Below are 11,280 nucleotides of genomic sequence, written 5' to 3'. Positions count from 1 at the left end.
TGCCATGAATCTCCTGCTCCTGTAGCATATAATACTTGAATTTTGAAACAAGGTTCATCCGCAAGTTTTTCACCATCCTGCCATAATTCAGCATGTTTTGCTTGATGGAGCCCGAAAATAATCGATGGATATTCTTGAGATAATGTTTTTGTTGCCAAAGAAGGTGAATTAGAAGTTGATCGTGATAGAAGAAGGAATTCATTTTCATTTCCCATGATGAAGTTTGGAGTTTTTCTAGGATGAGAAAGAATTTTTGAATGAAATGCATTAATTCTTTGTTTATGCGGAGTCAAATCGGAGAAATCAACGGATATTATTGCTTCTTCTTTAATTTTATTAAGGATACCTTCAATTAAATCCTCTATCACAAGATTTTGAGCATTAGTAATAACTATAACATCACTTTGTGCTAATGTAGACCATTGTTCTTGTGTTAAAACCATTGATGAAAAATCAGAAACACTTCCTGCGGATGAAAGCATTACATTGTTTTTTTGTCCTTCAGATGGGATTTCAAAAATTATTGAACTAGCAATTTCGCCTGTTTGACTAATAATCGGACTAACACCTAAGGGAAGCATGTAAAAATCAATTAACACTTTTCCTAAAGGAGAAGTTCTTGACAAAAAGAAAGTTTTAGCTCCTAAACCTGCAAATGCAATCGCAACATTTCCTCCATTTCCTCCAGGAATGAATTGAACTTTTGGTCCTAATAGATTACCTCCACCTCGTTTATACACCAAATCAAATTCATTTATTAGCCTGTTATATGGCATTTCAGGATTTATGATCACATCTAGATAAAAATCTGGTAATACAGTCGCTATTAACGATTTCATTCGTTTTAGTGCTGTTTCATAATCAATTTGAAACATAGTTCTCGAGAATTCACTCTGGAATATATATAATTTGATTTCGGAGAATATAACCATTATAAGTCAAATTTTTAGTTTGGTATGATTATATTGTATCTAGGAGCAAAAATATAAAAGAAACTGAACTAAATGGAAGATATATTCTAGAATAAAGAAAAAAAAGGAGTTTTTAAAATGAATAAGCGTGAGGTTCGAGAAGTAGTTGCAATTGAAGCTATTCGATTGCCAATGGGAAAATCTAGCCGTGCACAAATGGCTAAATACGGGGGATATTATCGGAATATGTCCTCGCAAGACATGCTCGCAGGAGTTTTAGAGATTCTTGTTGATAGAGTTCATTCAAAATCTGCAGAATTTAATCCAGCTGAAATTGAGGATGTACATGTTGGAGTGTTGACACAAATCGGGGATCAAGGAGCTAATGTTGGTCGAATTGCACAATTGATGGCAAAGAATATTCCTGATATTGTTGCTGCTGCTACGGTAAATCGTTATTGTAATGCTGGATTACAAGCGATTAATACCTGTACCAACGCAATAAAAGTGGGAGATGGCGATATAATGATTGCTGCAGGAATAGAAAATTTGACTCATTATCCAATGGGCATAGATTTTCAGATAGGAACTTTCATCCCTACTGATCAAATATACTCCCATATCTCTGAAACAAGGATGGCTGATCTTCAAAACAGAATGAGTTTTATTCAAGGAGAATCAGCAGAACTTGTAGCAGATAAATATAACCTGACTCGTGAAGACATGGATAAATTTGGTCTATGGAGTCATCAGAAGGCTACAATCGCAATGAGAGATGAAACCAATTATCAAAAAAGAGTGGTTCCCTTTGAAGTGAAGATAGAAAATCCTGATGGTAGTTTTGAATCCCAAATAGTAAACAAAGATCAAACAGTAAGAGAAATAGCTCTTGATGATCCCGAAACAGCATGGACCCAATTTCAATCTCTTCGACCAGTCTTTCGTCCTGATAATGGTCGTGTAACTGCAGGAAATTCTTCTCAGATTACTGATGGTGCTTCAGCAGTAATGCTTATGGCACGAGAAAAAGCAGAGGAATTAGATCTCAAACCAATGGTATCAATATTAGCTACAGCTGTTGCAGGTGATGATCCAATGATTATGCTTACTGGCCCAATCCCTGCCCAAGAAAGAGCACTAAAGCGTGCTGGGGATCTTAAGATGAAGGATATGGATTGTATTGAACCTAATGAAGCATTTGCTTCCCCATGTCTGGCATTTGCTAAACATTTTAATTATGCATACAATGATCCACGTGTAAACCCTTATGGCGGAGCAATAGCTACTGGCCACGCTATAGGTTCTTCTGGTGTTCATTACTTCAGTGATATGTGTCATTATTTAGTAAATGAGAAGAAGAGATATGGAATTCAAACTTTATGTGGGGGTGGAGGTGTTGGTATTGCTACCGTGGTAGAAAGACTCTAATTTTTGTCCTAGAGTCCTTTTTTTTTTCAATTTTTAACAATATTTCCTAAAAAAAATTCCTTTCTAGCTAAGAACTGTTTCGATTTGCAAATAGTTAATTTAAAAGCCTAAATTGAATAATGAGTCATTTGATATTGATTTACTATATAAATCATCATTCTATTCAAAATTAATTATATGTGGAAGAAATAAATATACAATGAACTCTTTCGACAAATTAAAGAAGCTCATTTCCTTAGGAGGATCAGGAGAGATAGCTCGTCGTTATATGGTGATGAACTCTTTTGATGGGGCTTTAACAGTTTTAGGTATTATCATTGGAAGCTGGTTTGTAGGGATTTCTGATTCACGTATTTTACTTGTTGCAGGATTCGGAGCAAGTATTGCCATGGGTATTTCAGGAGCGTTCGGAGCTTATTTGACTGAACATGCAGTTAAAAAAGATGAAATGGCAAAATTTGAGGAATTTATGTTAGAATCTTTTGATGATACTATTGTAAAAGACGCTGCTTATGTTTCTTCTATATTTGTCGCAATAGTTGATGGAATAAGTCCCTTCATAGCTGCAGCTATTAGTCTTATCCCCTTTGTATTCTCGTTGGCATTTAATCTTGATATAGATTTAGCATATTTATTTTCATTTCTAACAACTTCTATTACCCTCTTTACTTTGGGTAGTTACTTGGGAAAGATGTCAAGAGGAAATATTATTTTTTATGGACTTAAAATGGTCTTAGCTGGAATTTTAGTTGGGATTCTAGTTCTTTTTGTCGAAATTGTTTCTGGTGGATAGAAAGGAAAAAAGAAAGTGGATCTGTTTTATGTCTTAGCAAAAGTGTCAATCATTAGGCGGACATCATCACTTAATTGATATAATACAGGGCATGTACATCCTGCATCAATCCACTGTTGAACTTGTTCTAAACATTCCCTCGGTGTTCCACTAGCAGTAATTTTTTGGACTATCTCATCAGGAATATGCCTCATAGCCTTTCTTATCTGTTCTTTAGTAGCTGGCCAAGTAAGTTCAGCATGGATTTTATCTAATATATCTTGGGGCATTTTACTAGCCTTCATAAGATGTGGTTGTTGTCCCATGTATTGAGTGAGTAATTCCCGAGCAGCATCCAATGCTATAGTACGATCATGATCCATTGAACATACAATTAATTGAGGTCTATCTATATCGTCGAGTGAACCACCTGCACGTTTTGCACCGATTTCTAGGTGTTTAAGTGCAGTAGAGTTGTATTGCGGAGTTACCATGTAATTCAGTACAACTCCATCACAGAATTTTTTTGCACATAATTCCCCAGTTAATTCCATCATTTTCATTCCAGTAGCCCCAATGAGTATTGGAACTTCACGAGGTTTATCTGGATCACCATGAACGATATCTAATCGGATTCCATCAACTTTAACAAATTCTCCTTGATAAGTGACGGTTTCCATATTCAATAATTTTTTCATGACCGTCACATATTCTTCCATCAATTTAATTGGCTTGGTTTGAGGTGTCCCAACCTTTGTTGCTAGAGGTTCCCACCAAGCACCTATTCCAGCCATAAATCTTCCTGGTGCCATTTGATCCATTGTAGAAAAGGTAGCAGCCATTAAAGCAACATTTCTGGTAAGATTATTGACTACTCCTGTTGCTAATTTTATTTTTTTAGTGACTGCAGCCATAGCAGCTAATGGAATAGTAGCTACTCGTGCCAATCGGGATTCTGCTTGCCAAACTGCATCAAACCCTTTGTTCTCTGCGTATTTCGCAAACTCTATTGATTGTGGTATGTCATGTTTATCCTGCAAATATATTGAAATGGGAGTTTCTAAAACCATGCTTTATACATCCTTATTTTATAAATTAACAAATTGTAAAGGTAATAAAATTCATCTTTTTTGAAGAAGATGCTATTCTAACAATCAAATAACTTTTTCTATTAAATTAATAAAACAACTAAGTCAATCTTTCACAAAATATGGCCGCCCATGAAATATTACAATAGTACAATTGATTTTTTTAGCTAGTAGATCAGAAGGTTTTCTTCCAAGACGTGGTTTCCCGAATCCCATAAGAAGAAGGTCAAGCTGATCCTTATTAACAACTTGTTCAACAGAACGAATAAAATCATGACCCAAAACATGTCTTTGCTCAATGGGCACCCCCATCCGAAGAGCTTCACCAATATGACTGAGGAAGGTAGCAATATCTTTTTGAACTCCTGGGGCTTCAGCCATAACCTTAGGGGTGATTAAATTAGGTACTCGGGTCCAATGGTATGCAATTAACTCTGACATTCTAATAGAAGATACCACTGCTATTCCAAGCTGAAGAAGGAATGGATCTCTTTTTGAACCCGGAGTTAATACACCAACCTTCCTAAAAAGAAGATTCGTAGTAGAGGGTTTTTTATTTGCTATGACTTGTAAGCCAGGAATTGGCATCTTTCGAAGTGCATGAAAAGAGGTACTTTTTTGCCAAAAACGTCTTTTTATTCGAGTAGGTACCACAGCTAGTTGGTATTCCCCTGTACTAGCGATATCAATTAAATGTTGAATCAGGTCGTTATCAGATAATTTTTTTGTTGGAGGCCGAACGATTTTACATTCATGACGAATTTTTAGGCGGTCTAATTCTTCACAATATGGTTTAAATACTTCTTCAGGTTGATTACCATAATGGTATATCGTGATTTCATTACCAAACTCATGAGCAATAAATATCGCTATTCGAATAGCATCCCATTCGATTTCTCGAATTCCTCTTACAGGAACTAAAATTTTGTGGAGGTAGGTGGTAAAAAATTCTTCTGGGATGTAATCTGCTCTTGGAAGTGCATGTCGTTCAAGTTTGGAAATTGCTTCAATGGGTTTTCTATCCCGTGCATAAAGGATATAGACTATAGAACCTAATAGAAGCCAAAGAATGGTTGTAACTAATGCTTCGGGATGTAAAAGAATAGTGAAGCTAAAAATGACTATTAAGATTATCCCCCCCATTAATGGAACTAAAGGAAAAAGTGGAGTTTTATACCCATAATCTAATTTACCAACCTTGGATTTACGCATTTTATTTCGAATTATAATGGCTGCTATTACAACTTGAAAAAATAAAACCATATAAATTAAATCTGCTGAAGCTGCAACGATATTTATTGGTATAATTACTGCAATAAACATTATTATAAATCCAGTTACTCCAATTGAAACCTTTGGTGTATGATTCTTGGGGGAAACAGATCCTAGAATTTTTGGTAAAGAACCATCACGGCCTAGAGCAAAAGCAACCCGAGTAGAGGAATATATTGCAGCATTAAGAGCTGATAGGGTAGAAAAAATTCCCCCAAATAATATTACAACAAGTCCTAATCCAGGAAGCATTTTCTCTGCTGCATATAATAGTCCTAATTCCTGATTCTCTCCAAGGAATTGCCATGTAGATTGTCCTTCAACTGTAAATGCGCCTAAAGCAACAATACCAACCAAAATATAAATAGGTACAACAATTAGAATTGAAAAAATTACAGATTTTGGAATATTGACTTTTGGATCGTATATTTCCTCTCCTGTTTGACAAACAACCTCATACCCTTCAAAAGCTATGAAAGTAAAGCCCATTGCAAGAAATATTGAAAAAAATCCTTCTTTTGTAGGGAAAAAGTCTTCAAAATTAGACATAGAGGTTTGTGGATTTGAAAAAATAATTGTAAATCCAATTAAAATGAAAAAAGCAAGGATTAGGACCTTAATTCCTGAAATCCATGTTTCAGCCTTTCCCATTACAGCAGACCCAGATTGATTTATAATTAAGAAAATGAATATTGCAATAACAGCAATTAATTTTTGGAGGATAAAACTTTCAGTTTTTGAGAAATTTAAACCCAAATTTACAAGAAACTCGACGAAATAAGCACTAAATCCTAATGAATAGAGAGAACCAGCAACTGCGGCAGCAAACCAACTCATCCAACCTGAATAAAACCCATTTAACTCACCTAAACCTGCACGAGCCCAAACATATCCGCCACCTGCCTCTGGTATTGCAGAACCAAGTTCTGCATACACTAAAGCAATCAGTGAGGCAACAACACCATTAAAGGCAAAAGCGACTAGTAAACCAGGCCCTGCAATTCCAGCAGCAATTCCAGTTAAAACAAAAATACCAGCCCCAATCATAGCTCCTACCCCTGTCATTGTAGCTTGGGTTACGGTCATGTCTCGTGAAAGATCAGCCCCACTTAATACTGCATCTGCCCCTTTTTCTCTTTTAGCTCCAAGAATTGGAGTTAAAAGAAATCTTTTACGACCTAAAAACATAACTTGGATTAAAGAATAGATAGAAAGGCCAAGAATTATACTTAGAGCTATAACTATTAATAAAACTCCAATGATAAATTCCATTTCTATCCACTTGCTTTAATATTGGTATAATTTGAATCAAATAATTGAATCCCTTACTTAATAAGGAATTTTGGAATGGTTCAAAGGTTTTTGGATAAATTTAGCTATGATTGAATATAAGAATCTATTACTTAATGAAGATAATTCTTGTCACTCCTTTATTCTCTCCCTTGCTTTTATGTATCCTTATCTCTGGTTTGATTATTTTTAGATCTTTTTGTAATCCATCTTGGCTCCAAATATAATTTTTTATAGATAGACCTTTATGATAGCCATGAATGAGTTGAACTTCCTTCTCCCCAATCTCATATGCTTCGATAATATCATCACACATTTTATCACGCGCATCATATAAGGATAAGTCGTGATAATCAAATTGCAAGTGAAACCCACATATATAGAATCTATGAACCCAATACTTATATATTTGGAAAAACAACATCTTCAAAGACTTAATTGAGATACTTAGAAAATGAAGGAAAAAATAATGCACCGACAACCTCACCGAGAAGTTAAATATGATGATGTACCCTGTTTTGCCATCTCAGGATTTTTTGGAGGACTTAATCCGAATGAAGCGCATGTAAGTTTTTTTCAGGATCATTTAGTCCCCCAAATTGGCCAACAACCAGGTCAAATAGTACTAGACACGGTCGAACATAGATTTGTGGCGACAATCAAAATGAGTCCAGCAGTATTCAAAAGAATGATGCTCTGGATGGGTGAACATGTCAAGAGATACGAGCAACAACATGGTGATATAAATATTGGTCCACAGAATATAAAACAGGAACAACAGGAACAACCTACATATTATGGGTAAAAAATTTCCTTACTTTTGGGTAATACATAGAAAGTCTTGTTGCATCATGCTAGTTGGTCGAAGATGATGAGTGGAACGACTTGATGCTGCACGGTCATGGCTTAATTTTACAGGAATGATCTTCAATAAGTTAAAACCAGAGTCCTTAAGCTGCTCAAGATATTGACCTTTTTCTGCCACTGATTTAAAGCCTGTCCAGAAAAAAGAAAATCTATCTGGTTTTAAAACACGGTAGCACTCTTGAATTGATTTCAAACTATTTTCCCAATATAAATTTCCATTTTCCCCCTTCCAGGTTAAATCTTTTTTTGATAAAGGTACAGTGCCTAAAATTCGAGAAATAACATATGTTCTTTTACTCCGTTTGATAGAACGACGCTGAATCTGTAGTTCTTGATATTCTATGTCTTTCCCCTTATATGGAGGACTAGTAATAATGCAATCAACCGAGCTATTCGAGAGATGTGTATTAAAATTCGATTTTAAGTGGAATTCAGGATGATAGGAAACAATTTTCGGTAACTCCTTCATTCCATGTATCATTTTAGAACTCTTTTGGTAAAATAATTTGAATATATACTTATCTGAGTTCTTCGGTGGTAATTTAAAGTCTCTTCGCCCAACAATTTTGATCAAATGAATTAAAGCTAAATTAAAAAAATCCTTAAAATCATCTTCTAAAGTCGCAACTAAAGTAAATATTTTGTCTATTTGATAAATAATTTCTGATTGTAGACAATATTGTTCATCAGAATTAAAAAGACTAGTTTCAATCATAAAATGATGTTTAAAGTCGTTTTCAATATTTACTAATGTATGCATTAGATCATTTGGATTGATATAGGTACATTTTACTTTTGAAACATGGATTGCAAAAGGATTAATATCATATCCTATAAAACGGCGATTTAACAACATTGATTCTAAGCCTGTCGTTCCTCCTCCGCAAAATGGATCAAATACCAAGCCTCCTTCTTTGGTGAAATTTTTAATAAGCTCTTTAGGTAATTGGGACAAAAATTTTGCTGGATAACTGTAATATGTTCGAGTATATCCTTTGTCTCGAACTGGTGAATTAGCAATAGTTGAAATAATATTTAAGTAATCATTATCAATTGAGGGTGCTACCATTGATAAAATAAATCCTAAAAATATTTTACTTGAAAAAGATAATAAATAAATGAATAAAATCTTTTTTTAAAATGTGATAGATCTATCCTCGTATATTTAGATAAATTTTTTCTTATTATAAAGTAGAGCTAAAATGAAATATACAACAATTGGAGACACTTCAACTAAAATCTCTCAGATTGGGTTGGGAACATGGCAATTTGGGTCATCAGGGTGGGGTTATGGAACAGATTTCACAAAAGAAGATGCGATTGCAGTAGTTCACAGAGCACTTGACCTTGGGATTAATTTAATTGATACAGCTGAAGTATATGGTCGAGGAAACTCAGAAAAAATTGTCGGAGAAGCAATCAAAGGATATGAAAGGGAACAAATAATCATTTCAACAAAATTTATGCCATTAACTATCCGGCCCTCATCTAGTATCCGTGCTCTCCGGAAAAGTTTGAAGAGATTACAAACATCATATATAGATATTTATCTCATTCACTGGCCCAATCCAATTCTCCCTCTTGGCAGAACACTCCATCATTTAGAGTCAATGGTTGATGAAGGATTAATTCGGTTCATTGGTGTTTCAAATTTTTCCACGAAGAGATTTCAAACAGCACAACAAAAGATGCAGTTTCATCGAATCCAGGTAAATCAAATAAATTATTCCATAGCTAGGAACAAAGCAGAAAAAAATTTCCTTCCATATGCTATAAAGGAAAAAGTCACTCTCATGGCATATAGTCCTTTGGCTCAAGGTTTCCTGACAGGAAAATATTCACCTAACAATATTCCTAAGGGAACACGAAGAACTAATACTTTATTTCGCAAAAAGAACCTTGAAAGAGGCATACCACTCTTAGATCTCATTAAAACAATAGGAAAAAAATATGATGTTACTCCTGCTCAAGTAGCATTGAACTGGTTAATTAAAGACATCGCAGTCACGGCAATCCCTGGAGCAAAAAGTTTAGATCAAATTGAAGCGAATGCTAATGCAGGAAAATTTGAATTATTAGAAGAAGATCTACATCAAATAAGAAGAGTTTTGGAACAGTTTAAACCTCGATTCCTATTCTAAATAACCTATAGATAAAAGGAAGGTTTAAATCAATGGAACATTACCTCCTCACGTAGCTTAATAAATCGAGGATAATTCATACATTATAGTGAAGAGAATTAATTAAGCTGTGTTTTTCTATAGGAGGTGTACCCATGATCGAAATAAAGAATTTAGAGACTGGATTAACTTACACGGAATTTATTCAAGGAATCCTTCCTAATGTCCCCACATGGTTAATTTGTACTAATCCATCACGTGATGAATTACAAACGATTCAAAGGACATTTAAAATACCTTTTGAAGATTTAGAGGATGCACTAGATGAGGATGAACGTCCTCGCTTCGAATATGAGCCTGAATATGATCCTCCCTTCACTAAAATTGTACTTAGGGTACCAACAACAAGAAATAATGGTTCAGTTGTTCATACAACAGGTCCTGCAGTTATATTCCTCCTTACTAATCATTTAATTACTATTCAAAAGCAAATTTTGGCCACAAAGAGAGTAAGAAAACCCATAGGGTCTCGACGACGTCGAACTTCTCCCACAACATTAGTTTTGTTAGATTGGTTAGAAAGTGTTGTGAAGGCTTTTGAACTAAGCGTAGACAGCATTGATCATGAATTATCACAAATTGAAGAAGAAATATTTCAATCCGTAAAAACTCAAAAAGTGAGCGAAGTATTTAAGATATCACGAGATGCTACATATTTAGATGCTGCTCTAAGAGGTAATTTAAGAGTGTTTTATCAGTTACAGAGAGTAAAAGAATTTGCAGAACAACCAGAATTATTGGATGACCTAGAAGATCTATCCATTGATTTAAATCAACAGGCAGATTTATTATCAATTTATCGAGATTTGATTGAAAGTAGCTTAGATGCATATGCGTCGGTCATTTCAAATAATCAAAATGATTTAATTAAGGTTTTAACATCAATTTCTCTAATATTAATGGTTCCAACCTTATTAGCTTCACTATATGGAATGAATGTAATGCTTCCTTTTGTTGCAAGTTCCCAAGATCCATTAGCATTTTGGTTTATTTTAATCTTTAGTATAATTTTAATAATACCTATTTGGTATTATCTTAGAAAAATGAATTTATTATAAATTATAATCAGTGGAATAGATTGTTTAATTCCCTCTCTGACCATTTTGTTTTATAAAAAGACCTGTAATTATTGTTATTGGACTTATATTTCTAAATTCATAGAGATTAATAACTTTTTAAGAAAAAAAATTAAGTAAATGTGACAAAATAGATGAATATATCAAATAAATATCAATAATTAAGTGGTTAATTTCTTATATTCAGATTAATAGAATAGCTATAAACAAACTGGATCAAAATGATACTCTCATAAAGGAGTTTTTTTGGCTTGGAATCTGCATTAAAGAATTTTGGTACAATTTTTGATATAAAAAGGTATGCCATACATGATGGTCCAGGAATTCGAACGACTATTTTTTTCAAAGGATGCCCCTTAATGTGTACATGGTGTCATAATCCTGAAAGCCAAATTA

Annotated in this window: 11 protein-coding genes; 6 read left to right on the top strand and 5 right to left on the bottom strand. The window is 34.2% G+C overall.

What is annotated here, in order from left to right:
- A partial coding sequence (locus tag ACWVCY_RS04755; protein WP_455140705.1) for a PfkB family carbohydrate kinase occupies positions 1 to 875 on the bottom strand: 875 nt, incomplete at its 3' end.
- A gap of 174 nt (positions 876 to 1,049) precedes the next feature.
- Between ACWVCY_RS04755 and ACWVCY_RS04750 the strand changes: the two genes are divergently transcribed.
- Both ACWVCY_RS04750 and ACWVCY_RS04745 read left to right on the top strand, forming a co-directional pair.
- The gene (locus ACWVCY_RS04750) at positions 1,050 to 2,339 is read left to right on the top strand and encodes a thiolase family protein (protein WP_455140703.1); all 1,290 of its coding nucleotides are present in this window, start codon (positions 1,050 to 1,052) and stop codon (positions 2,337 to 2,339) included.
- A 199-nt stretch (positions 2,340 to 2,538) separates the two neighbouring features.
- The gene (locus tag ACWVCY_RS04745; protein WP_455140701.1) at positions 2,539 to 3,132 is read left to right on the top strand and encodes a VIT1/CCC1 transporter family protein; all 594 of its coding nucleotides are present in this window, start codon (positions 2,539 to 2,541) and stop codon (positions 3,130 to 3,132) included.
- A gap of 26 nt (positions 3,133 to 3,158) precedes the next feature.
- On the opposite strand, the gene ACWVCY_RS04740 is transcribed toward ACWVCY_RS04745, so the two are convergent.
- The 3 genes from ACWVCY_RS04740 to ACWVCY_RS04730 form a co-directional block, all read right to left on the bottom strand.
- Positions 3,159 to 4,181, bottom strand: a complete 1,023-nt coding sequence (locus ACWVCY_RS04740) for an LLM class flavin-dependent oxidoreductase (RefSeq protein WP_455140699.1) — start codon at positions 4,179 to 4,181, stop codon at positions 3,159 to 3,161.
- A gap of 123 nt (positions 4,182 to 4,304) precedes the next feature.
- Complete coding sequence (locus ACWVCY_RS04735) at positions 4,305 to 6,743, bottom strand: APC family permease (RefSeq protein ID WP_455140697.1); 2,439 nt, start codon at positions 6,741 to 6,743, stop codon at positions 4,305 to 4,307.
- Positions 6,744 to 6,870: 127 nt separating this feature from the next.
- Complete coding sequence (locus ACWVCY_RS04730; protein WP_455140696.1) at positions 6,871 to 7,125, bottom strand: hypothetical protein; 255 nt, start codon at positions 7,123 to 7,125, stop codon at positions 6,871 to 6,873.
- Between the two features lie 105 nt (positions 7,126 to 7,230).
- On the opposite strand from ACWVCY_RS04730, the gene ACWVCY_RS04725 reads away from it, so the two are divergent.
- Positions 7,231 to 7,566, top strand: coding sequence for a DUF3467 domain-containing protein (locus tag ACWVCY_RS04725; protein ID WP_455140694.1), 336 nt, complete (start codon positions 7,231 to 7,233; stop codon positions 7,564 to 7,566).
- 9 nt (positions 7,567 to 7,575) lie between these two features.
- Here ACWVCY_RS04725 and ACWVCY_RS04720 read toward each other — a convergent pair whose 3' ends face one another.
- Positions 7,576 to 8,697, bottom strand: coding sequence for a DNA methyltransferase (locus ACWVCY_RS04720; protein WP_455140693.1), 1,122 nt, complete (start codon positions 8,695 to 8,697; stop codon positions 7,576 to 7,578).
- Positions 8,698 to 8,830: 133 nt separating this feature from the next.
- Between ACWVCY_RS04720 and ACWVCY_RS04715 the strand changes: the two genes are divergently transcribed.
- From ACWVCY_RS04715 to ACWVCY_RS04705, 3 genes are all read left to right on the top strand, one after another.
- On the top strand, positions 8,831 to 9,769 hold the full coding sequence (locus ACWVCY_RS04715) for an aldo/keto reductase (RefSeq protein WP_455140691.1): 939 nt from the start codon (positions 8,831 to 8,833) through the stop codon (positions 9,767 to 9,769).
- Between the two features lie 134 nt (positions 9,770 to 9,903).
- Positions 9,904 to 10,866: a magnesium transporter CorA family protein gene (locus ACWVCY_RS04710; RefSeq protein ID WP_455140690.1), complete on the top strand. Its 963-nt coding sequence runs from the start codon at positions 9,904 to 9,906 to the stop codon at positions 10,864 to 10,866.
- Between the two features lie 269 nt (positions 10,867 to 11,135).
- On the top strand, positions 11,136 to 11,280 hold a 145-nt coding region (locus tag ACWVCY_RS04705; RefSeq protein WP_455140707.1), incomplete at its 3' end, for a 4Fe-4S cluster-binding domain-containing protein.

The sequence above is a fragment of the Candidatus Hodarchaeum mangrovi genome (genome assembly GCF_975850365.1).
The sequence above is the reverse complement of the archived record's forward strand: the minus strand, read 5'-3'. Positions and strand labels throughout refer to the sequence as shown.